Consider the following 24310-nt stretch of genomic DNA (forward strand, 5'->3'; position numbering starts at 1 on the left):
ATGCCTGATTCTTACCAGGATGCCGTCGCGCGGCTAAGTCCAGATGTTTACCGTCGTTTCGTCACGGCACTTGAAATAGGTCGTTGGCCTGACGGCAGTGTGCTTGAGCCTCATCAACGCGAGCACGTAATGCAGGCTGTTATTGCCTATGGCGAGCTGAATTTGCCGCCCGAAGAGCGCATTGGCTACATCGATAAAGGCCATAAAGCGGGTGAGGAATGCGATGATGAGGTCGCCTTGGTGTGGAGTCTTAACAATGACCCAAAGTGAGGGCTATGTCGCCAAAATGCGCGCTGGATTAGGCGATGTGGTGCAATACCATCTTCCTCTGGGGGAGAAAACGGTCGCGTTAAACCCGCTCATCGGGCAGACAGTGAGGCTTGAGTTTACGGGCGCCATTCAGTGTGTTGCTTGCTCACGGCTGACTAAGAAAAGCTTTAATCAGGGCTATTGTTACCCCTGTTTCAAAAAATTGGCGCAATGCGACACGTGTATCATGAGCCCCGAGCGATGTCACTTCGTGGCGGGAACCTGTCGCGAACCCGAATGGGGTGAAGCGAATTGCAATATTGACCACTTTGTCTACTTAGCCAATACCTCGGGTTTGAAAGTAGGGATAACGCGACACAGCCAGATACCAACCCGCTGGATTGATCAGGGTGCGTCGCAAGCGTTGCCGATTGCGCGCGTGAGTAGCCGCCACTTGTCTGGTCTATTGGAGGTGCAGATTGCTCAATCGGTCGCCGACAAAACCGCATGGCAAGCCATGTTAAAAGGGGTTGCCGAGCCCATGGATTTGGTGGCAAAGCGCGAAGAGATCAAAACGCTTTACGCGTCTGAATTGGCGCAATTGCAGCACACGCATGGCATCCAGTCGATTCAGTGGTTAGAGAATCAAACCCCGGTAGATATTGCATTCCCCGTGACAGCGTATCCTACCAAAGTCAAAGCCCTTAACTTCGACAAGCAGGCCATTGTTGAAGGATGTCTTATGGGCATTAAAGGGCAGTATTTAATATTCGATACGGGCGTTCTAAATATTCGTAAATTTGGCGGCTATGAGCTGCGCCTAAGTTACTAGGAGTACACCATGCGTGACGCACAACCACAAGCCATTCGTTTGGCCGATTACCAGCCCTCGGCGTTTTCTATTTCGAGCGTGACGCTTGACTTTGATTTGTACGATGACCGCACCTTTGTTAAATCGACACTCAACCTTACTCGAGAAGGGGTTAAGGACGTGCCTCTGGTGCTTGACGGACAGGAGCTGAAACTACTGTCGGTCTCTGTTGACGGGCGAGAGCTCAATAGCGATGAGTATTTGCTCGATACTGATTCTTTAACCATTGGCAGTGTACCCGACCACTTTGAGCTACAAATACTCACCGAGATACATCCCGAAACGAATACATCGCTCGAAGGGTTATATCGCTCGCGGACGATGTTTTGCACACAATGTGAGGCAGAAGGGTTTAGGAAGATTACCTATTATCTTGACCGGCCAGACGTGATGTCAGTATTCACGGTAAGCATTACTGCCGACAGTGAGCGTTACCCCGTGTTACTGAGCAATGGTAATCGGATTGAGGCTGCGCCACTCGACAACGGTCGCCATCGCGTCGTCTGGCATGATCCTCACAAGAAGCCCGCTTATTTGTTCGCGTTGGTCGCTGGCGATTTAGCGCATATTGAGGATAGGTTCACGACCGCCTCGGGCGATGCGGTGACCTTGCGTATTTTTGTTGAGCCCAAAGATCTCAATAAGTGTGATTTTGCAATGGACGCGCTTAAACGTTCGATGCGTTGGGATGAAGAAGTCTATGGGCGTGAATACGATCTCGAGCTCTTTAATATCGTCGCGGTGGATGATTTTAATATGGGGGCCATGGAGAACAAGAGCCTAAATATTTTTAACACGTCGGCGGTATTAGCGAGTCCGGATGTCACAACCGATCAAGGCTACCAGCGGGTCGAGGCTATTGTGGCACACGAGTATTTTCACAATTGGTCGGGTAACCGAGTCACCTGCCGAGATTGGTTTCAGCTGAGTCTAAAAGAAGGCTTTACAGTATTCAGAGATAGCCAGTTTTCCTCAGATATGGGGTCTGCCGCGGTTAAGCGAATCGAAGACGTGACCTTGCTCAGAACCGCGCAATTTGCGGAAGACGCGGGTCCGATGTCGCACCCTGTTCGGCCTGATTCCTACATAGAAATATCGAACTTTTACACGCTAACGGTGTACGAAAAAGGGGCCGAAGTTGTGCGCATGCTGCACACCTTGTTGGGGCCTGAATTATTTCGTAAAGGCTCCGATTTGTACTTTGATCGGCACGACGGACAGGCGGTTACGTGCGATGACTTCGTGGCTGCCATGGAAGCTGTTAGCGGGATTGATTTGACGCAGTTTAAGCGCTGGTATTCGCAATCGGGTACGCCCGTAGTGAGAGCGACGGGTTCTTATGATGCTGAGAAAAAACGCTATTCGCTCACACTCTCACAAAGCTGTCCTCCTACACCGGGTCAGAGCGTCAAACAGCCGTTCGATATTCCGGTGTTGATGGGCTTGGTGGGAAGCCGAGGGAATTTAAGCTTCGCTCTCGTGGATACTGCCTCGGAGCAGCGCAGTGATACCGAAGCCCTGTTGCGGCTTACCCAGGCTGAGCAGACCTTTGAGTTCGACGACGTCGAAGAGCAGCCGGTGCCCGCTTTATTTCGAGGCTTTTCAGCCCCGGTACGAATTCAAGCGGACTGGTCCATTGACGATTTACAGCGCTTAATTACCTGCGAAGAAGACGGCTTTTTGCGCTGGGATGCGCTGCAAACATTGGCCTTGCTTGCCGTAGATGAGGCGATCTCGGGTCGAGAGGAGGCTGCCTTGTCGGCCCTCATCGCCAGTATTCAGGCCATGCTAGAACAGGATGGTGACCGAGCGGTACTCGCCATGAGCTTGATCTTGCCAAGCGAGAATTATATCGCCGAGGTCCATAGTCAGTCGCACGGTGCAGATCCCATCGCTATTCACACGGCACGAGAGTCCGTTAAAGCCAGCCTAGCGACAGCCCTTATTGATCGCTTCGAGGTGCTCGCAAATAGTGCTATTGAAGGGGCTTACGCGCCCGAGGGTGCCGCCATTGCCGAGCGCGCCTTGCGTCTGACGGCTCTGGACTACCTGCGGCTTGTGCAGCCCGAAAAAGCCGCCGATATTGCGGTAAGTCTACTAGAAAAATCCGATAACTTAACGGATCGGCTAGGTGCCTTACGCACCTTAGGCGCGGTGGGGGGCAAGCGTGCTGAGGTGGCTTTTGATGCGTTTTATCGGCGTTTTGCCGATGAACCCCTGGTGGTTAACCAATGGTTCCAAATACAAGCGATGAACCCCTATGGTGACGCGTTGGCCCGCGTCACACGTTTGCTCGCTCACCCAGCGTACGATAACTTGAACCCGAATAAGATCCGCTCGGTAGTGGGGGCTTTTTGTTCAGCCAACCCCGTTCAGTTTCATGCGGCGTCGGGGCAGGGCTATGCGCTCTTGGCCGATGTGGTAATCGATTTAAACAAGAAGAACCCGCAAATTGCGGCGCGTTTGCTGGCGCCGTTGACGAAGTGGCGCAATTACCCCAAGTACGCCCAGCGCATGAAAGTAGAGCTAGAGCGCATTGCCGCACAAGAGAATTTGTCGAAAGATGTCTTTGAGGTCGTGTCTAAGTCACTGGCCTCATAAAGCGGGTGCATCGCAGCGCAAGGGTATGCGCTGCGATGCGAGTATTAACTGGGGTACAAAGCCAGGGGATCAGTGCTTTGCCCTGACTGCTGCAACTGTTGCAGGGCCTGCCGCTGCTCTCTGAGGCGTTGAGCGAGCTCCGAGCCTTTCCAAACTTGGGGGTTCGCACTGTACTGTGTTTCTAATAGTCCCTGTATCGCGTGCTCGAGCTCGCTTGAGTTGACGGATTTCCCCAGACCTTCGAGCGTGAGGCCCGGCTGGGTCTGGCTCAATGTGGTCGCTAAGTAGTGTAGGTGCTGTATACAGCTGCCTGCGTCATTGTTTCGCGCGGCGTTGATCGCATTTTGCAAGGGGCTATCGGTAACAGAGATCTTGGGTTGACTGGGCGTGTTGCTCGAGTGTCTTCGACGCGCGAGCGCCCAGGCAAGGGTGGTCAGCCATAAGCAGGCCAGAGCGGCACTGACCCACTGCCATACCTCGGTATTGTTGGGCGCAAGGGTCGGTGGTTCTTCTGAGCCTACGGTGTCACTCAGCGCTTGATCTCGCGTTGGAGGTGGCGCCATGATGAAGGCATCTCGGGGCCGTTCACCCGCGGGCTCTTGATCGGCCCTGGGCAGAACTTGCAGTGTCCGCGACGGTAAGACTGCCGCATCCAGTGTGTTGGTTTTACTGTTCCAGAAAGCAACACGGATCTCTGGCAGAGTAATAGGCCCAGGTGTTGATGCAATAATAGCGGTGCTTTCTATGCGCTCACCCTGAAGATTGTCGCGACTTTCTTGATCGCGAATAACGGGTTGGTCGGGGTAGGTCTTCAGTTGAGCGGGCAGGCTTTGTGGCACGGGAGGCAGCTGGACGCCTTGTACGCCTTGACCTGACAACGTGATCGTCCGCGTCAGCGCTTGGCCGGCGGTAATGTCTGTGACAGCGTCGAGGCTATCGGTAAGCGTAACTTGCTCAGCGACGAGCCAGGGTGCATCGCTGGGGTAGTTGTAGGGTATGGGCTTGACCTCGATCGTAAGAGGCTCGGTATTCCGTGTTAACAAACGTCCCGAACGAGAACGCGAAAATAGGCCGCCACCGCCCACAATTTCGCGGCCACTCAGACGTAAACTTGGAATAATCAGTGTCCCGGAACGCTCTGGGAAGATAGCGTAACGCAGCTCGTGAATAATCCATGGCTTACCGGCAATAGTGCGTTGGAAGGTTTGCTGCTCGAGCGTATGAACATACGCGTTTTCGATGTTGAGCTCCGAAACATTCAGATCATCGAGGTTGATCGCACGTTCAATCGTTACCGTCAAGTGCAACTGACCCTGCACGTAGACCGCTCGTTGGTCGACTTCGGCGCGAAAGTTAAGGGTCGAGTCGCCGCTTGTCGCCACCACGGGTGGTCCGACTTCGACACGAATTGCTTGAGTGCGATCAGCGCCCGCTTGAAGTGGTGGAATTTGTAAGTTGCCCTGGCGCTTCGGGGTGATATCTAAGCGCAGCGTGACTGAGCGAGACATTGCTCCGTTAATAATCTGCATGTTACTCGAACTCGACTGGCCTAATACCTCGAAGTTCTGCTCTAGAGGCGTCAGGTCGATTTGCTTCAGATCGTTAGAACCGTCGGAGCTGATCGTGAGCGCCACGATGTCTCCCAAGGCGAGCTGGGCGCGATCTAGGCGTGCCTCGACCGCTGCCTGGGTTAACGCGCTGAGCAGCAACAAACAGAGGCTGGTGACCCACAGAAGGGGTGTGTCGTTACCAAATCTTTTTGTCATTTCTTGGCCTGTCTTGAGTTTGACGTCGTTCACTTTCGTAGCGGAATTTTTCACGCAGCAAGCCTGAAGGGTCATCTTCGATGCGTCGTATCCATTGCTCCATCGCCTGCTGCTGCTCCTGGTTCTCGCGCGCTTCTTGAATGGCTTGTTGGGCCATGGCCTGCTGCTGTTCATCGATCGATTCTTGACCGGCTGCGGCTTGCTGGTCAGCCTGTTCCTGACTGTCTTGTGCTTCGCCGTGTTGTTGCTGATTTTGTGCCTGAGCCTCTTCTTGCTGTTTGTCTTGCTCAGGGTTTGAGGCTTGCTCAGAGGCGTCACTGGCGCCGGATTCGCTCTCGGAGTTTTGTTCTTGGTTTTGTTCTTGCCCACCCGAATTTGCTTCAGTTTCTGAGTTGTTTTGATCTTGCTGTGACTGTGATCCGTCGCCTTGCTGATCCATGTCTTGGCTCTGTTGTTGCTGCTCTTGATCAAGTAGCTGTTGGATAAGATCTCGGTTGAACACAGCGTCTTCGGTTTCTTGCAATGCGATTGATTGGTTGTAAGCCTCTAAGGCGGCCTCCAGCTCGCCTGCCCTCGCTCGTGCGTTACCGAGGTTGTACCAATCGGTGGCTGAGTTCGCCTCAAGTGCTTCAAATCGAGCTTTGGCTTGATCATGATCCTCGGCTTGGTACGCGGCAATGGCTGCCCATCTTGGGTCTTCAAAGAGCTCAGCTGCGGCCGCTGGGTCCTTGGGCAGAAGCTCTGCCGCGCGTTGGTTGGGTGTCTTCCACAACGATTGCCAATCTTGCGCTTGCACCTGTGAGGGGTGTGACAGAGTCGCGCACGAGGCGATGAGTACGAGACCAGCAAGGCGGCCGCTGGGGTTGCGCAGAAACTGAATTAACATAACCAAGAGCCAAGGAATAACCAGCCAAAAGCCCGCGTCAGCCCAAGTGTCGGCTTGTCGTTCGATCTCGGTTCGATTCAGGTCTTCGACCGACCCCATAAAATCTACCGCCGCTTGGACGTCGGCATCATCTAAGGTCAGATGAGTAAACAATCCACCCTGGCGTGTGGTGAAATCTCGTAGTCGCGTTATGGGCACGGACGGGACCACGATCTCCGAATTCTGGTCCCGCAAAAAACCGCCGTTGCCTAGAGGAATAGGTGCGCCGGCCTGTGTGCCGATTGCCATTGTGGCCAAGCGAATCCCTGCAGTTTCTAGCCAATCGGAAAGCTCGCTCACCTGATGGGTTTCGATGTCATCGGTCAGCCAAAGAATGCTCCCACCCGGTACGCCAGAGGAGCTCAGTAAGGCTTTGGCGCGCACAAAAGCGTCGATAGGGTCACTCCCTGGAACCGGCATCATGCCTGGATTAAGCGCCGGAATTAGATTTTCGATGGTTCCCAAATCGTCGGTGAGAGGGGTGACAACATGAGCCTCGCCTGCGTAGGCAACCAAAGCGACCTGCGTGTCCTGAGGTAAGCTCAAAAGATCTCGAATTTTTTGTTTGGCTTTGACGATCCGGGAGGGCTGTGTGTCCTCGGCGTACATGGAGTAGCTCAGATCCAACACAACAACGTAAGCCGCTTTTTGCTGTGATACCGGTACTGGGGTTTGTTCCCAAGAGGGGCCTGCCGCACCAACGATGGCAATGAGCCAAGCTAGCCCCAACAATTTAGCGGTGTGCTGAGTTTTTTGTTGATGCGCGCCAGAGTGTAAGTGCACCAGCAAATGCGGAGCGATAATGTTAGACCAGGCACTGCGCTGGCTCCTTTGTCGCCACAACAGGGCCACAAAAAACGCGGTGGGTAGCAGTAACCACAGCCACTCGGGCCGCAAAAAATGCACCTCAGGCAGGTTCATTGGCATCTCCTTTGAGAGCGGCCTGCAAATTGCTTTGGCGTAGTAGCCAGATTACGCTGAATAGCCAAGCGACGCCGAGTGGCCAGTGCAGCATAGACTGCTGAGGGCGATAGGTCGCTCCGTCGGTTTGGGTGGGCTCAAGTAAATCCAGCAAGTCGTAAATTTTAGCTAGCTCGTCCGGTGACCGTGCGCGAAAATAGCGCCCACCGGTAGATTCGGCCATGGCCGACAGGGTTTCTTCATCAAGCTCAGCTGATGGGTTAACCCGACGGTTGCCAAATAAACTCGGGACGAGCATTTCGTCGGCACCAATACCAATGGTGTAGACCTTCACGCCGTAATTGGCGGCTAGCGCCGTGGCATCTAATGGGTCGACGCTGGAGGCGGTGTCTTGGCCATCGGTCAGCAAGATGACCACTCGATCGCCGTCTTCTTTATCGCGAAGGCGTTTTACCGCAAGGCCCAAGGCATCGCCGATGGCGGTTTCACTGCCGGCAAAGCCGATTTGAGCCTCCGATAGAAATTGCTTCACGGTGTCGCGATCAAAGCTCAAGGGCGACTGCATGTAGGCTCTGCTGCCAAATAAAATTAAGCCGACTCGATCGCCCTCTCGACGCTCGATAAACTCGGCTCCGATATCGCGCACTGCATCAATACGACGCACCGCCTGATTGGCGATAACCATGTCTTCGACGCGCATGCTGCCCGAAATGTCCACCGCTAAGAGGAGGTCTCGTCCGCTTTGTGGTAGTAAGATAGGTTCGCCTATCCAGTGGGGGCGTGCCAGTGCAAGCACCAGAGCGCTCCAAATGAGAAACTGCAGCCAAAAATTGCCTCGTTGAAACAAAGAGCGGGGTCCGCGAGACGCGTTACCGAGCGACTGCCAGAGTCGAAATTGTGGTACCCAAAGGGCCGTCTCTTGCGAGGTTTCACGCGATCGCAGAAAAACCAGCAAAACCGGTAGAGGAAGTAGTGCCAATGCCCATGGCCAAGTCCACTCAAGCATAATGTCGCCCCTTATGCCCCGCTAACCAGCGCTCGCAGTCTGTGAGTGTCGCTTCTCGGTTCGCCCACAGTAGATCCTGGTTTCCCGAGTAGACCTGCCACGTAAAGTCGAACTGGCAGGCGTTTTGATCTCGTTTCCGAGTGGTGTTTTGCAGCCAGGCTTGCCAACGTTTGCCCGTCAGAGAGGCAATGGTCGTATCCTGTTGGTAGTGCAGAGCGACGGCTTTTAACAGAGCGTTTATCGCAACTACCGCGTCTTGACTGCTCTCGCGGTCGCCCCAGCGGTTGGTAATCTTGCGCAGCTCCGCTCGTGCTTGCCGCAACACCGCGCGGCGTTGGTGGTAGCGGTACAAAGCCATGAGCACTAGGATCAATACGATAACGATGAGGCTTGCCAATATCCACCAGCCCGGCGCCAGCGGCCAGCTGAAGTCTGCTGCCGGTAGGTGTAGTGGGCGCAGCTGTGCTAGGGGATCCTGCGGATTCATCGACGTGCTCCAAACAAGGGCTGTAGCACCGCCATCACGGCGTCGGTAGTTTTCGCTTCGATGAGCGGAATGGCCGTTTTCAAACAATCGGTGCGCAGGGTGTCGAGCCGGTTTTGAAAAGCTTGCACATAGGCTTCTCGCACTGGCGCGGAGCCCGTGTCGAGCCCCGCTATTGTGTCGCCATCGGTGAATTGGTAGTAGCCCGGAGGCGGTGCCACAGCCTCCATTGGATCGCTAATCATACAGAGGGTCAGGCGGTTGTGGCGGGCCAAATAACTCAGATGAGGCAGGTGTTGCTGGCTCGCGTAATCGGCGAAATCGCTGATAATAAAAATATGGGTTCCGGGCCGACTGATGCGTCGCAACGCCAGTAGCTGCTCGGTAAAATCCAACCCCGTCGATTTCTTGGACTGGTCAGGCAGGGCTTGATTGAGCGCCAGTAAGCTTTGAAGAAAGTGCAAAACACTGCTGCGTGACGCTTTGGGGCGGAGTTCGCAGTGTTCGGCTTGTCCCGCGATTAAGCCGCCTATGCGATCACCGTTTTCGAGTGCGGCCCAGGCAATCGTGGCAGAAAATTCGGCGGCCCATACGGACTTCATGCAGGTTTGTGACCCGAAGAATAAGCTATTTCGTTGATCTACGGCGATAAGCACTGGGCGTTCGCGTTCTTCTTTAAACAATTTGGTGTGAGCGTCGCCAGTCCGTGCCGTCACTCTCCAATCAATAGAACGCACGTCGTCGCCGGGGTAGTACTTGCGGACCTCATCAAAATCTAAGCCGCGGCCACGACGTGAGCTACTCTGCTGGCCTGCCAGCAGGGCCAGTGCGGGGCTGCGCGCGTGCAAATTAAGGTTGCGCGCGAGGTATCGAGTTGCGAGCAAAGCATCTAAGTGGCAGTGCGCGCCTTGGGGTGCTCTGCTCGATATTGCTTGAGTTCGCATCATCCAATAGGTACTAAGCGCAGGAGTTGCTCAATAATCTTGTCGGTGCCTATGCCATTGGCTTCGGCTTCAAAGCTTTGCAGTATACGATGTCTCAGCACGTCCGGCGCAATGGCAAGCACGTCTTCAGGGGTAACAAAGTCACGACCCGCTAACCATGCGTGTACTCGTGAACAACGGTCCAAGGCAATCGTAGCGCGCGGGCTGGCACCAAATTCGATCCACGTTGCAAGCTCTGGCGAGTAAGCACTGGGCTGGCGAGTCGCCATAATCAGTTGGACGATATAGTTCTCGACTGCCTCGCTCATGTGCAGTCCAAGTGCTGCATGTCGTGCTTTGAAAATGCTGGCTTGGCTTAACTCAGGCTGCGTTGTGGCAGGGACTCCACTGGCTTCTTGTCTTGATATCGCCAAGATCTGTCGCTCGGCCTCGGCGTTAGGATAGTCGACTTTAACGTGCATGAGAAAACGGTCGAGCTGCGCCTCTGGGAGTGGGTAAGTGCCTTCTTGCTCGATTGGGTTTTGTGTTGCCATTACCAAGAACAATTGAGGTAGTGCGTAGGTTTGGCTGCCCACTGAGATCTGGCGTTCGGCCATGGCCTCTAGGAGCGCCGACTGCACTTTGGCCGGTGCCCGGTTGATTTCGTCAGCTAGCACAAGGTTGTGGAAAATTGGACCTTGTTGGAACTCGAAGGTGCCGTCTTGTGGACGATAAATCTCGGTGCCCGTCACGTCGCCGGGTAACAGGTCGGGGGTAAACTGAATCCGATGAAAGTTACCTTCGATACCGTCCGCAAGGGATTTGATCGCGCGGGTTTTTGCGAGTCCGGGTGCACCCTCTACCAGTAAGTGACCGTCAGCAAGCAGGGCAATGACGAGGCGGTTAACCAAGTGTGCTTGGCCGACAATTTGCTGTGATAACCAGGTTTCGAGTGCGCGGATTTCCGACTGTGCCACAGTATCTCCTATTTCATGCCTGTGATTTCGGGCGTATTATTTCGAAAAGCCCAACCCTGTGCTCGGTTCGTAATGAGCAGGTGTTTGCTATGACTCGTATGTGCCCAGAAAGTTCTTGGTACTATGAGGGCTTAGGGCCAAAAATCAAGCGCTATCGAGCGAATTGTCGACTAAGGGTAAGGAATTTTTATGACGCCGCTGCTGACGAAAGAACAAAGGCTTGATGAATTAACGGACTACTTGCAACAAAAAGGCAAAGACAAGCCCAGGCAGGGCTCGTTAGAGCAACTCGCGCGCGCCTTTTACGAAAGTTTGGGTATGGAAGATTTTGGTCGCCAGTCTGTTGAGGATTTGGCGGCAAGGGTCGAGTGGTTGCAGAGCTATCTGGACACCTGGGTCAATGGTTCGATCGATATTCAGGCATTGACGCCCGATCGTGATCATTTTGGGTGGGACAGCGACAATAGCGTCATTGTGGTCGTGTGCCCTCAAATGCCTTTTTGTACGGCGTCGATCCGTGGTGCACTGCACCGGCTCAACATCAGTATTGATTGGCTGACTTCCTGCAACGTCAGGGTGTCTGAGCCGAATGAGGCCAGCGTGGGCGCCCGACATGTTGGTCACAGTGCTGGGACACCCATCAGCATTTTATATTTTGAGGTGGAGGAGCAGGAGCCAGCTGATTTGGACGCTATTGTATTACCCGAGCTGTCGGATGTGATGGCTCAGGTCGATGCGGTTGTGTCAAACTTTACATCAATTCAAGCGCGGCTCGCTTCGGCGCAACAACAACTGTTGACTGAGCCCAGTCCTCAGTTCGAAATCGCCGAATTGCTGGCTTGGTTTGCCGCGGGTAAAGCGACCTTACTTGGGTACCAATATTTTGAAATGTCGGAGGCGGGACAAACAGCGGTTTGTGACGTACTGGGTTTGTTGCAATACCCAGCGCACAGTACTGTTGGTTATGATTCTGTGCCAAAGTATCTGGGCCGCTCCTTGCAAGGTGGAGCGATACGGTTCGGGAAATTATCGGTTCGCAGTCGGGTGCATCGGTGGGCCTATCCCGATACGGTTGATGTAGCCTTAGTCGATGCGAACGGCATTTGCTGTGGCGTTCATCGCTTTTTGATCTTACTCACCTTTGCTGCTTACAACCAGGATCCGCGCGAGATACCGTGGCTGCGTGGACGTATTGACGACTTATTAGAGCGGGCAGGGTTTGATGAGCAAGAGCATGAGGGGCGTGAGTTGCTGCGCGTCATCGAATTGTACCCCCGCGATGAATTGTTTCAGTCCGATCTCGAAACACTTTTGGAAAATGTCACCGCAATCAACCGTATTCAAGAACGCAGGCAGACTCGCTTGTTTATTCGTCGCGATGTGCAGACGGGGTTCGCAAATTGTTTGGTATACGTCCCTCGTGAGCTATACAACACGCAATTACGTGAGCGCATCCAATCCAGCTTAATGTCGGCACTCGGCGCTGTCGAAGCTGAGTTTTCGACTCAGTTCTCTGAATCGGTATTGGTCCGCGTGCACTTTGTTTTTCTTTGCGATCCTTTGCAGCTAGAGCGATATTCCGAATCAGAATTGGAATCTGAAGTGCAAGATATCACGCAGGGGTGGATGGAGCGTTTGCAGGCTCGATTGCGCGATCTGCGCGGGAAGCGGCAGGCTCAGACGTTAGTGGGAAAGTATGGTCAGTACTTTAGTTTGGGGTATCAAAGCGATTTTGCAGCCGATATTGCGGCCGATGACGTGCTGGTTCTCGATCGCTTGACTGAGGCTGAACCCCTGAGGCCTGTTTTGCATTCCTCCACTGCACACGATGGCGATTTCAATTTAAGGTTGTACCATCGCGGTGCGTCACTGCCGCTTTCCGATGTGTTACCCGTGCTTGAGTCAATGGGGCTGCGAGTCTTGTCGGAGCGTCCTTACAAAATTCTGACCGAGGTTGCAGGTCACTTTTGGATTCAAGATTTTACGCTGCAGTATAAATTTACCAGCCAGCTGACTATTGATGACGTTAAAACGAATGTCGAAGCCGCCTTCTTGGCGATTTGGCGGGGTGTTGCAGAAGTTGATGCATTTAATCAATTGCTGCTTGGTGCGGGTTTGTCGTGGCGCGATGTTGCGGTTTTGCGCGCGTACGCACGCTACTCAAAACAAATTCTGTTTTCGTATAACCCAGATTTCATGGCCGCGACGCTAAGTCAGCACATGGGTTTGGCATCGCTCCTGATCAAAGCGTTTTACGCGAAATTCGACCCTGATCAATGGGTCGAGTGGGGCGACGCTGCTGAGCGCCTCGCCGTTTCATTCGAGCAGGGTCTCGAGCACGTCGAGAACCTGGGTGAGGACCGCGTGATGCGGCATTACTGGAGCCTGCTTGAGGCCACGGTGCGAACCAATTTCTTTTTGCAGGAGGGCTCTGCAACTCGCTCCCATTTTGCGTTCAAATTTAAGCCTGCTGTCATCGCCGATATGGTGCGACCGATACCTTACCGCGAAATCTACATTTACTCTCCTCGTGTTGAAGGTGTGCATTTGCGCGGGGGGCCAGTAGCTCGCGGCGGTTTGCGTTGGTCTGATCGGTCTGAAGATTTTCGAACGGAGGTGCTGGGTCTGGTCAAAGCTCAGCAGGTCAAAAATGCGGTTATCGTGCCGGTGGGCGCGAAAGGCGGTTTCGTCGCCCGGCAAGTGCATCCGGGGATGAGCCGTGAGCAGCGCAACGAGGAGGGTGTTGCCTGTTATCAGCTATTTATTCGGGCTTTATTGGAGTTAACTGATAACCAAATTGCGGGTGCCATTGTTCGAAACCCAATGTTGGTGGTGCACGATGGTGATGATCCGTATTTGGTGGTGGCTGCCGACAAGGGCACGGCTACCTTCTCAGATATTGCCAATCAAATCGCCGCTGACTTTAACTTCTGGTTGGGTGACGCATTTGCGTCAGGTGGCAGCGTTGGTTACGACCACAAAAAAATGGGTATCACGGCTCGGGGCGCGTGGGTGTCGGTGCAGCGGCATTTTCATGAGTTGGGTGTGGATGTACAGCGCGACCCCGTGGTGACAATCGGCATTGGCGATATGTCAGGCGATGTGTTTGGCAATGGTATGTTGCTGTCGAAGTCGTTGCTGTTGGTGGCGGCCTTTAACCACAAACATATTTTCATAGACCCCAGTCCAGATGCTGTTGCGAGCTTCGCTGAGCGTCAGCGCTTATTCAAAGAGTCGACGAATGGCTGGGCGGATTATGATGAGAGTTTGATTTCTGATGGAGGTGGCGTATTCGACCGCAGTGCTAAGCGCATTGTGTTATCTGAACCTATGCAAGCACTGTTGCAAACTGATGCAAAGACCTTGACGCCAACCGAGCTGATCCACTTGTTGTTAAAATCCAAGGTAGACCTGCTGTGGAACGGTGGGATTGGCACGTACGTGAAATCATCCACCGAAAGTCATCTCGAGGTCGGCGACAAGGCGGGAGACGCGCTGCGCGTGAATGGTGCAGAGCTTGGCGCCAAAGTCGTTGGTGAAGGTGGTAACCTCGGCATGACGCAACGAGGACGGATTGAATACTGTTTGGCAGGAGGGCGCTGCAACACTGACTTTATCGACAATGCAGGTGGCGTAGATTGCTCGGACCATGAAGTCAATATCAAGATCTTCCTCAACACTTTGATGGAGCAAGATTTGTTAGACTCTGCCACACGGGTGGCTCGGCTTGAATCGTATACCGAATCGGTAACGCGCCATGTGTTGCACAACAATCGTTCGCAAACCTTGGCCTTAAGTTTGCTCGCGAAAGATTCCCACGAACGGGTACTGGAGTATCAGCAGCTTATTGAAGAGCTTGATGCGATCGATGTTCTGGATCGAGAGTTGGAGTTTTTGCCAAGCAATGACGCAATCGCCGAGCGGCGGGCTCAGGGCCAAGGGCTGACTCGACCAGAGCTTGCCGTTTTGTTGTCTGCCAGCAAGTCACATCTCAAACGTTTGCTGCACAGTGATATATTGGTTCAGGACGATGCCTTTTTGACGTGGGTGGAACGTTCATTTCCCAGCGCGCTCATCGGCGAATTTGGCCCTCTTTTAAGGCAGCACAGCCTGTATCCTGCGATTTTAGCAACTCAGCTCGCCAACGATATGGTGAATCGCCTGGGCCCCAATGTGTATTTTCGACAGCTGCGCGCCACCGGTGCTTCACCTGAGGCGTTTGCTCGATCCTATGTGATGGCTTTGAATGTCTTCGATTTGGAGCACGTTTGGTCGATTTTGGTCAAAAAAGGGCAGTCAGCCTCGCCAGAGCACATGTATCGAGGCTTGACGCAGCTGAGTCAGCTTTTGAAGCGAACGCTCCGCTGGTTTCTCCGAAATCCATCAGACCTCAGTAGTTTATCGGAGTCAGGTGCTACGTTTAGATCTGGTATCACGTCGTTGTTGACTGGGGACTTCCTGAAAGCCGTCGAGGCCGATGGCGCCCAGTGGCGTCATCGGCAGTTAGAATGGCAAAGTCTGTTTGATGATCCGCAATTGTGTAATCTGCTTAGTCTGAGTGATTATGCCCACATATTTCCTGGCATAGTTCAGAATGCCGCGGCTTTGCAATGCAGTCTTGAGGACTTGGCTCAATTGTTTTTCGATGTAGAGCGGCTTCTGGAGCTTGATGTGTTGACTCGAGCGCTGTTAAGCACCCGGGTCGATAGCGAGTGGCGGGTGTTGGCGAGAGACGCCTATCTCGAGCAGATTGTTGATATCCAGTTGTCTTTGTGTCGAGCGATGATCTTGCCCACAACGCGGGCGCAAGCGACGATGGACGAGGTGTTAAGCCAATGGAGTGAAGAGCAGCGGCCCGCGCTCAGACGGTGGGCGGATGTCGTGGCGCAACTCAAAGCAGTGCAGGGCGCTGACTTCGCGGTTTACGCAGTGGTGCTGCGAGAGCTATCTGAGCTTGCCCGCGCAGCTCAAGCACAGTAGCATGCGCGCCTTGTTTGGTTATTCGGTGCAACTATGTCTTTAGCGGCCAAATTTACCCACTTGCTTCCACCTGAAGCTGCCCACGCAGCAGCCATGCTAGGCTTAGATGCATATCATGCGCTGCGCATGAGCTGGATGATTGCGTCTGACTTAAAACCTAATCCGCAACAGGTAATGGGTTTGACCTTTGATAACCCCATCGGTTTGGCCGCTGGCCTCGATAAAAATGGCGATCACATTGATGCCCTTGGCGCTTTGGGGTTCGGTTTTATTGAGGTGGGGACGGTAACGCCAAAACCCCAAGACGGTAACCCGAAGCCGCGCCTGTTTCGATTGCCCGAACACCAAGCAATTATCAACCGCATGGGTTTCAATAATAAGGGTTTGGAGCACATGGTCGGTCGCATAAAGCGCCGCAAATATTCAGGTGTTTTGGGGGTCAATATCGGCAAAAATGCGACGACTCCATTAGAGAATGCCTTGGACGATTATCGGCAGTGTCTCGACGCGGTCCACGGCTATGCTGATTACATCGTGGTGAACTTAAGCTCACCTAATACGCCTAACTTGCGGCAGCTCCAGTTCGGCGAACCTTTGAAACATCTGGTGTCGAGTTTGCGAGAGCAGTGTTATCGGCTTGACGCCGTTAACGAGAAGCGGGTGCCTTTAGTTGTGAAAATTGCACCCGACATGAGTCATGATGATCTGCTGTCAGTCGCCGATACGTTAATGGAGGCATCGGTTGACGGGATTATTGCTACCAATACCACGATAGAGCGCGACGCTGTGCTAGGACACCCCTATGCACAGGAAGCTGGCGGCCTCAGTGGCGTGCCCGTGAGAAGTCGATCTACGGAAGTCGTGACGGCCCTGTACCAGCATTTAAAGGGTGAATTACCCATTATTGGTGTAGGCGGTATCTTTGATGAGCGCTCTGCGGCCGAGAAACGAGAAGCGGGCGCCTCATTGCTGCAGCTGTATACCGGCTTTATCTATCGCGGATCGGATGCAATAAGCGCAGCCGCCCGCGGTTTCAAACAGGCAAACCTAAGCCGTTGATTATATCGAGTGCATTCTGGGCAGCGTGGCTGACCCGGTAACGCCATCCCAATAGTCAGAGCGCCCATCGCGCCAGCCTGCTAGCCATTGTTCTCGGTGGTTTTGTTGCGAGTGGGGACAGTCGTCCCTGCTTTTTCCCTGATTTCCTGCCATGTAGCCACGGTCAAAGTGGCGATTAGACACATCACGCTTGTGTTTTTTCATACACGCTCCTTGTCGGCTGAGCCGAGGTTTGTGGTTAGGGATTCAGCTTGCGCTGATCACAAAGCGAAGTTCAGGAAATCATAGTATGGGCGCCTGAGTCGAACATTTTTTTGATCTAAAAAAATGCCCTTTAGAACAGAGGGCTATTAAGCGACAACGGTTCTTGTATCACTCGTTTTTAAGGGTGTGATCAATCTAACGCGACCGCTCCTCGATGCCCCGCTATCATATTGATCTCAAATTAGTTGCCTTCGAGTCTTTGTCGGATATTTTTCCATTCATAGCGATAAGTTGCTGTTTAAGATCGATTTAATAGGGCGGGCTGTTTGTGTTTTGTATCGTTTCGGGGGCTTCTTAAATCAAAACTACTTTGACCTTAAAGTAAAATTTCAGTAGGGTATAGCACGCTGGTCGACGACTATCCGTCGATCGGGCTAGGTCTTGGCCACTACGATCGCAAAGAATTTAAGCGTCAAGACGACACAAACAGAAATGCTAAGGGAGCAATCTATGTTTCAAAAGAAAATCATCAACCGAGCGGTTGTCTCTGTTGTTGCGGCCAGTGCCTTGAGTGCACACTCGGCGCTGACGCAGGCGCAAATGCTTGAGGAAGTGATTGTCACTGCGACCAAAAAGTCCGAAAGCATGCAGGACGTCGCAATTGCTGTGCAAGCGATGTCTGGCCAGGCGCTTCGCGAGCAAAACGTAACCAACTTTGAAGACTACGTCGCACAATTACCCAGCGTTAATATGGGTGGACGTGGCCCTGGACAGAACGAAGTCTATATTCGCGGTGCCGCGGTCGATGCGATTAATATTACTGTGGCCGAGTCTCAGGGCTCAGCGCCTAACGTGGCGATGTACCTCGATGAACAGCCCATTACGGCTGGTGGCCGTAACCTCGATGTATACATCTCTGACATGGAGCGCATCGAGGTTTTGCCCGGGCCACAAGGTACTCTGTATGGTGCTAGCTCACAGGCCGGCACCGTTCGCTTGATCACCAACAAGCCCAATGTTGCCGAATTTGAGGGCAACGTGTCGGCGGAGTATTCGCAGACGGCCAAGGGCGAGGACAGCAGCAAAGTCGAAGCGATGATCAATATTCCCTTGATCGACAATAAGCTCGCTATTCGCGGTGCGTTTTACTCTGATAACCGCGGCGGTTATATCGATAATGTCGCGGGGACGTTTCAAGCCAACGAGAACGTAAACATTGCGTTTCCAGGTAGCAGCGTGTTCTACCCAGAAGGTACTGTGTTCGCTAACGGTACAACTGTGGGAGCCGGTGGTGTAACGATTCCTGTCATAAAGGAAGTCGCGAGCAACAGCGCACTCGTTGAAGATGACTTTAACGACGTGTCTTATGCTGGGGCTCGATTAGGTGTGAAGTATTACATCAACGATGACTGGTCGGCATTGGCACAATTCACGACACAAACGTTAAAGACGGATGGCGTGTTTGATTACGACCCAGAGAAGGGTGACTTAAATGTCAGTCGCTTCAGCGAGGACTCGCTAGAAGATACGTTTGATCAAGCGGCTTGGACGCTCGAGGGTCGCCTGGGCGACCTGGATGTTATTTATACGGGTGCTTACCTAGAGCGTGAGGTACATGCCAAGATTGACTACACCGGTTACACTAACATCGGTAAATTTATTGCAGGCTACCAGTGCGAATATCTTGTGGGTTCGTACTACCACGGTTTAAGTAACGGCTACACCACTGCGTACACGTGGGATCCGACTATTCGCGGAAACACAGGTGTTATCGAGTGCAGCACCCCCGTTAATAGTGCCAAGATTGACAATGAGCAGACACGGTTTACGAGCGAACTACGAGTGAGTGGTGATATCAACGACCGGACTACGTTCTTGGCGGGCGTTTACTATGAAGACTCAGAAATCCTGCACATCGGGAATTTCAACTACGGTGCACCGATCGCAAATGGTTGGGCGCCCATTGATATTAACTCCTCGTCTACCTTTGACAACTCGGAAGCGAATGCGCGAGGTCTTGTTACGGACGCGACGCAATTTCGAAACGACAATACCCGCACGGAAGAACAGATTGCGTTTTTCGGTGAGATCGCTTTCGACATAACCGAGCAATTGAGCCTAGCCGTATCGGCGCGATATTACGATTTAGAGTATGGTTTTACCGGTTATGGCGCTTGGCGCTATGGCAACCAGCCCCTGTTTATAGATGATGCCGATCCCACCAATGATATTCGTCCAGCTCTGACTGGCGGTCGCGAGTATGAAGTTAACTTCGCTGAGCTCCAGCCGCTAAAGACTGACGACACCATTACCAAGGTGACGTTGAGCTACGAGGCAACGCCGGACATTTTGCTGTATGCGACCATGTCTGAGGGCTATCGTCCGGGTGGTTTTAACCGCGCGGCCGCACAGAAGGGCGGGCAGTACAGCGCCTCCGCGAATAATCTGACGGATACGGGCTTGCAGTGTGGTACCGATGTGGCGATTAACTCAAATGCTGCTACTGGATTTCCGGGCTATTGTCTGCCCTACGTGTTTGAATCGGACACGGTAGAAAATCTCGAGTTTGGCTGGAAAGCAACCTTGCAAGATGGTCTGCTTCGAATTAACGGCACGGTCTATTGGATTGATTGGAAAGACATTCAAGTGAGCCAATTTGACTCGCAGAATATCTCAGTCTTGACGGTTGTCGACAACGGTGGTGACGCCGAGATTCAAGGGATGGAAGTTGATTTCGCGTGGGCTCTTACTGAAAACCTGACGATCTACGGCGCCGCCTCTTATAACGACACAGAGCTTACCTCTGTTGACCCGGGGTTTGCGATCGTGGTTCAAGACGAAGGGAATCCTCTGCCTCTCACACCTGAGTTCCAGGGTAATTTACGTGCCAGATACACTTGGACAATGGCGGCGGGTATGGATGCTTATTGGCAGCTGAGCGGTAAGTATGCTGACGAAGCCTTGAACTCGATCGTCGATACACCGGAGGAGCCCAATACCTACCAAGACTCTTATGCCATTTTTAACGGTTCAGTCGGGTTGAATAGCCCAGACGGCTGGGGCGCTGAGCTCTATGTTCGCAACCTAAGCGATGAGCGCGCGGAACTGCATATCAACCGTCAGGACTTCATCGAGCGAACAACGACAAACCGTCCAAGAACGATTGGTTTACGCATTAAGTATGAGTTTTAGTGCGTAAGGCGTGACTGATACAGGCGGGCTTGGCCCGCCTTTTTTCGTCAGGCCATAGCGATGTGGCCTGACAAAAAAATAGAGGTAACGGAGTTTTAATGGCTGACAATAAAGCCACACAAGAACATATTGATGCCGCGATGGAGCAAGCCAAAGAGGCCATGAAGGCGAACAACTTCACTGTGGCGATCGAGCTCCTACAAGAGTTGGTAGCCGAAGCACCTGCAGAGCACGAAGCTTGGTACTTTTTAGCCGTATGCCAACGCTATACTCAGCAAGCTGAGGCGGCGTCGCGCTCGTTGCAGCAGTGTCTTGACATAGACCCAAGCTTTGGAAGAGCGTATCAGGAGTATGGACACCTGCACCTAGCCCAAGGTCGCGTTCAAGAGGCGATTGGCTCTTATCTTGATGCGGTTCGGCGCAATGATTCTCTTGTTTCGGCATGGCGCCAGCTTATTGATTTGGCGACGAAGATTGGTGACCTGAATTTACGCAAAGATGCCGAAGAGCAGTATCGACGCCTCAGCGCCTTACCCGGTGCTTTGCTGGGGGTTCGAAATTTTCTCGCTGAAGGGAAGTTGCTTAAAGCGGAAAGCTTGTGCCGCACGTTTCTGAAGCAAAACCCAAAGCACGTCGAGGGCATGCGGTTGTTGGCCGACATCGGGGTGAAATTAAGCATTCTGGACGATGCTGAATTTTTATTGGAAAGCGCGCTGGTATTCGAACCCGAGAATCCCTTTGCGCGCTTTGATTACATTAACGTCTTACACCAGCGACAAAAATACGCGCAGTCGTTGGAGCAAGCCCAAACGCTTTTGGCTCAAGAGCCTAGCAATGATCGTTATCGCACGTCGGTTGCTAATCAATTAGTGGCAGTCGGGCGCTTCGAAGAGGCGCTGGATGTGTATGATGATATTGCGATGCGAGTTCCTAACAGCGCTCCACTGCAGCTATTACGCGGACACGCGCTCAAAACGATTGGGCGAATAGACGAGGCAATTGAGGCCTATCGGAAGGCCTATAAAGCGAGTCCAGAGTTTGGTGATGCTTACTGGAGTTTGGCGAATTTAAAAACTTATCGCTTTAGCGATGCAGAGTTACAGCAAATGCTGACCGAGGAGGGTGCGTCAACGATCAATACGGATGATCGTATTCATTTGTGCTTCGCTTTGGGTAAGGCGTGTGAAGACTCTGAGCGTTTCGAAGAAGCCGCTTACTGGTATCAACGAGGTAATGAGTTGAAGCGTGTGGATGCGGCCTATGACGCCGATCGTATGACACAACAATTGAAGTTACAGCAAGTGCATTGTGATGCCGAGTACTTCCGCAAAATAGTGGGTTCAGGGTGTGGCGATCCTGCCCCGATATTCATTGTGGGCTTGCCTCGCGCAGGTTCGACCTTGCTCGAGCAAATTTTGGCGTCTCACTCACAGGTCGACGGGACCTTGGAATTACAGAATATTCCTGCCATTGCGCATAAGCTTGATGGTCGACGTATGGTCTATGACGAGCCTCAGTATCCGAGAGTGTTGCGCGACTTAGAACCTGATCAGGCGCGCCTGTTGGGTGAGCAGTATATTGCCGAGACCCAAATTCACCGGGCCGGGGCACCGTATTTTATTGATAAAATGCCCAATAACTTTCGCCATATTGGTTTAATTAAAACGATACTGCCCAATGCTAAGGTGATTGACGCTAGACGACATCCAATGGCCTGCTGTTTTAGTGGTTATAAGCAATTGTTCGCCGAAGGGCAGGAGTTTACCTACGGCTTGACCGAAATTGGTCAGTACTATCGCGATTACGTGGAGTTGATGGATCATTGGGATCAGGCGATCCCCGGGTTTGTTTTGCGCGTTCAGTACGAGGATGTGGTCGACGATCTCGAGTCACAGGTGCGGCGAATCTTAGATTTTTGTGGCTTGGAATTTGAGCCAGCCTGTGTCGAGTTTTACAAGACGAAACGTTCCGTGCGAACCCCAAGCTCCGAGCAAGTGCGGCAGCCCATTTACCGCGCTGGCGTGGATCAATGGCGCCATTTCGAGCCTTATTTGGAGCCTTTAAAGACGGCGCTGGGCCCAGTATTGCAGCGCTATCCAATTTAACGACAAAGAGGTCGCAATGAAGAATCTTAGTGCGCGTGATACTGGTTTGTTGAATAGCGTGGATCGACCGGTGTTTTTTATCAGCGCGGGCTTTTTATTGTTCTTCGTTGTTATTGCGCTGATTGATATTGATACCCTGGCTCTTTGGGTGCGAGGCGGTGCACATTGGTCTTCTTTAATGTTTGGTGCGTTTTGGCAGCTGCTTATGCTGGCGACTTTCCTTGTTGCCATGCTATTGGCCATGGGGCGCGCAGGGCCCTTGCGTCTGGGCGGTAAAGTGCCAGAACTGAGCAACTTCAAGTGGGTGGCCATCATCATGTGCACCCTATTGGCTGGTGGCGGCGTGTTTTGGGCGGCTGCCGAGCCTGTCGCGCACTTTCTGAACAGTCCGCCGTATTTCGATGTGGAAGCGGGGTCTTCTCAGGCAGCCTCAGCGGCGCTTGCGCAAAGCTTTATGCACTGGGGGTTTTTGGCTTGGACCATACTGGGTAGCCTATCAACCATTACTTTGATGCACCTGCATTATCACAAAGGATTACCCCTAAAGCCGCGAACCCTGCTGTACCCCGTCTTGGGCGACAGGGTGTTAAACGGCTGGCTGGGCGGTGCGGTTGATGCATTTGCAGTGATCGCAGTCATTGCCGGTACGGTCGGGCCCATCGGGTTTTTGGGTTTGCAAATGAGCTACAGCCTAGCGGCCTTATTTGGGTTTGAGGATACCGTTGTGACCCAAATTTTGATTGTTTTGGCCTTGATGGGGTTGTATACGATATCAGCCATTTCTGGCTTGACCCGAGGAATTCAAATACTCAGTAGCATTAACGTGGTGCTTGGGGTGTGTTTAATGGCTTACGTGTTGCTGCTTGGCCCCACGACCTTTATTAGCGACCAATACGTGCAAAGTTTGGGTGTTTATGTCAGTGACTTTGTCGGCATGGCGACCTATCGTTCAGATGAGGTTTGGCTCGAGGGCTGGACGGTGTTTTTCTGGGGTTGGTTCATTGGTTACGGCCCCATGATGGCTATTTTTATGGCGCGCATCTCGAAGGGCCGCACGATTCGCGAGCTGGTCCTAGTATTGAGCGTTTTAGCCCCCTTAGTGACAACTGTGTGGTTCACCATTATTGGCGGCGCCGGTATTGGCTACGAAATTACGAATCCAGGCTCCGTGAGCGAGGCCTTCGAGGGTTTTAATTTACCGGCCGCTTTATTGGCAATCACACAGCAGCTACCCAATGGATTTGTCGTCTCGCTGTTGTTTTTGGTGCTGACGACAATTTTCGTCGCGACGACGGGTGACTCTATGACCTATGCGGTGTCTATGGCCATGACTGGACACGAACACCCAAGTACCGCTTTGCGCGTATTTTGGGGCGTACTGATGGGTTTGGTGGCCATGGTTTTAGTGGTGATTGGTGCAGGAGGGGTGTCGGCACTGCAGTCATTTATTGTGATCACCGCGGTGCCCGTGTCGTTAATTTTGTTGACCTCGCTCTGGGTCGCGCCCAGAATGACCCGCGAGTTACTAGCAGAGCGCTAAGTGTAATAGAGTCTATGGGTCAATCGGCGAGGATATGGGTAGATGCTGATGCATGCCCAAAAGCATTGCGTGAAATAATTTTGAAGGCCGCGAAACGCGTCGCCGTCAAAGCCATCTTTGTCGCCAATCATAATTTGGGTATACCCATTACCAGCTATTCATCGTTTGTTCAGGTCAGCAGCGGTTTTGATGTGGCCGACGACTACATTGCCGAGCAAATCTCCGCCGGCGAATTGCTGATCAGTAACGACATCCCTCTGGCTGATCAAGCCATTACCGCTGGCGCTTTGGTGATTAACATGCGCGGCGAAGAGCTGACTAAAGCCAATATTAAAAGCCGCCTGAATCTCCGAGATTTTATGGATACGATGCGCAGTTCAGGTGTTCAAACCGGCGGGCCTCCGCCCCTGTCACAGCGTGATCGCGCTAACTTCGCTAATGCGTTGGACCGTTTTTTAGCGAGACTTTGACGAATCGTTTGTCACTAAATTTTCATTGCTGTGTCGC

Annotated in this window: 16 protein-coding genes; 9 read left to right on the forward strand and 7 right to left on the reverse strand. The window is 52.8% G+C overall.

What is annotated here, in order from left to right; translation table 11 throughout:
- Genes EYZ66_RS05380 through pepN form a run of 3 tightly spaced genes read left to right on the forward strand, consistent with a single transcriptional unit; the run spans position 1 to position 3721 of the window.
- A complete protein-coding gene (locus EYZ66_RS05380; RefSeq protein WP_009574651.1) occupies positions 1–270 on the forward strand; it encodes a DUF1315 family protein in 270 nt (89 codons plus the stop codon).
- Positions 257–1081, forward strand: coding sequence for a DUF2797 domain-containing protein (locus EYZ66_RS05385; protein ID WP_009574682.1), 825 nt, complete (start codon positions 257–259; stop codon positions 1079–1081). Before EYZ66_RS05380 ends, EYZ66_RS05385 begins: the two co-directional genes overlap by 14 nt.
- Positions 1082–1090: 9 nt before the next feature.
- Complete coding sequence (pepN, locus tag EYZ66_RS05390; protein ID WP_009574681.1) at positions 1091–3721, forward strand: aminopeptidase N; 2631 nt, start codon at positions 1091–1093, stop codon at positions 3719–3721.
- A gap of 44 nt (positions 3722–3765) precedes the next feature.
- Here the strand turns inward: pepN and EYZ66_RS05395 are convergent, their stop codons facing one another.
- Genes EYZ66_RS05395 through EYZ66_RS05420 form a run of 6 tightly spaced genes read right to left on the reverse strand, consistent with a single transcriptional unit; the run spans position 3766 to position 10723 of the window.
- Positions 3766–5487 (reverse strand): BatD family protein, encoded by a 1722-nt coding sequence (locus EYZ66_RS05395; protein WP_009574680.1) that lies wholly within the window; start codon positions 5485–5487, stop codon positions 3766–3768.
- A complete protein-coding gene (locus EYZ66_RS05400) occupies positions 5468–7333 on the reverse strand; it encodes a vWA domain-containing protein (RefSeq protein ID WP_009574679.1) in 1866 nt (621 codons plus the stop codon). The genes EYZ66_RS05395 and EYZ66_RS05400 overlap by 20 nt, the downstream gene beginning before the upstream one ends.
- A complete protein-coding gene (locus tag EYZ66_RS05405) occupies positions 7320–8339 on the reverse strand; it encodes a vWA domain-containing protein (protein ID WP_009574678.1) in 1020 nt (339 codons plus the stop codon). The genes EYZ66_RS05400 and EYZ66_RS05405 overlap by 14 nt, the downstream gene beginning before the upstream one ends.
- A complete protein-coding gene (locus tag EYZ66_RS05410; protein ID WP_009574677.1) occupies positions 8332–8826 on the reverse strand; it encodes a DUF4381 domain-containing protein in 495 nt (164 codons plus the stop codon). Before EYZ66_RS05410 ends, EYZ66_RS05405 begins: the two co-directional genes overlap by 8 nt.
- Positions 8823–9770 (reverse strand): DUF58 domain-containing protein, encoded by a 948-nt coding sequence (locus EYZ66_RS05415; protein WP_009574676.1) that lies wholly within the window; start codon positions 9768–9770, stop codon positions 8823–8825. The genes EYZ66_RS05410 and EYZ66_RS05415 overlap by 4 nt, the downstream gene beginning before the upstream one ends.
- Positions 9767–10723, reverse strand: a complete 957-nt coding sequence (locus tag EYZ66_RS05420) for an AAA family ATPase (protein ID WP_009574675.1) — start codon at positions 10721–10723, stop codon at positions 9767–9769. The genes EYZ66_RS05415 and EYZ66_RS05420 overlap by 4 nt, the downstream gene beginning before the upstream one ends.
- 189 nt (positions 10724–10912) lie before the next feature.
- Between EYZ66_RS05420 and EYZ66_RS05425 the strand changes: the two genes are divergently transcribed.
- Together EYZ66_RS05425 and EYZ66_RS05430 are read left to right on the forward strand one after the other, a co-directional pair.
- The gene (locus EYZ66_RS05425; protein WP_009574674.1) at positions 10913–15703 is read left to right on the forward strand and encodes an NAD-glutamate dehydrogenase; all 4791 of its coding nucleotides are present in this window, start codon (positions 10913–10915) and stop codon (positions 15701–15703) included.
- Positions 15704–15736: 33 nt separating this feature from the next.
- Positions 15737–16762 carry a quinone-dependent dihydroorotate dehydrogenase gene (locus EYZ66_RS05430; RefSeq protein WP_009574673.1) on the forward strand — a complete coding sequence of 342 codons (1026 nt, stop codon included), beginning with the start codon at positions 15737–15739 and terminating at the stop codon, positions 16760–16762.
- On the opposite strand, the gene rmf is transcribed toward EYZ66_RS05430, so the two are convergent.
- On the reverse strand, positions 16763–16966 hold the full coding sequence (gene rmf / locus EYZ66_RS05435) for a ribosome modulation factor (RefSeq protein WP_009574672.1): 204 nt from the start codon (positions 16964–16966) through the stop codon (positions 16763–16765).
- Between the two features lie 510 nt (positions 16967–17476).
- On the opposite strand from rmf, the gene EYZ66_RS05440 reads away from it, so the two are divergent.
- The 4 genes from EYZ66_RS05440 (at position 17477) to EYZ66_RS05455 (ending at position 24273) form a co-directional block, all read left to right on the forward strand.
- Positions 17477–20158 (forward strand): TonB-dependent receptor, encoded by a 2682-nt coding sequence (locus tag EYZ66_RS05440; RefSeq protein WP_009574671.1) that lies wholly within the window; start codon positions 17477–17479, stop codon positions 20156–20158.
- A gap of 98 nt (positions 20159–20256) precedes the next feature.
- On the forward strand, positions 20257–22263 hold the full coding sequence (locus tag EYZ66_RS05445) for a tetratricopeptide repeat-containing sulfotransferase family protein (protein WP_009574670.1): 2007 nt from the start codon (positions 20257–20259) through the stop codon (positions 22261–22263).
- A 16-nt stretch (positions 22264–22279) separates the two neighbouring features.
- Complete coding sequence (locus EYZ66_RS05450) at positions 22280–23803, forward strand: BCCT family transporter (RefSeq protein WP_009574669.1); 1524 nt, start codon at positions 22280–22282, stop codon at positions 23801–23803.
- A 14-nt stretch (positions 23804–23817) separates the two neighbouring features.
- Positions 23818–24273 (forward strand): YaiI/YqxD family protein, encoded by a 456-nt coding sequence (locus EYZ66_RS05455; RefSeq protein ID WP_009574668.1) that lies wholly within the window; start codon positions 23818–23820, stop codon positions 24271–24273.
- Positions 24274–24310: the final 37 nt, after the last annotated feature.

It is taken from the genome of Aequoribacter fuscus, assembly GCF_009910365.1.
Classification (GTDB): domain Bacteria; phylum Pseudomonadota; class Gammaproteobacteria; order Pseudomonadales; family Halieaceae; genus Aequoribacter; species Aequoribacter fuscus.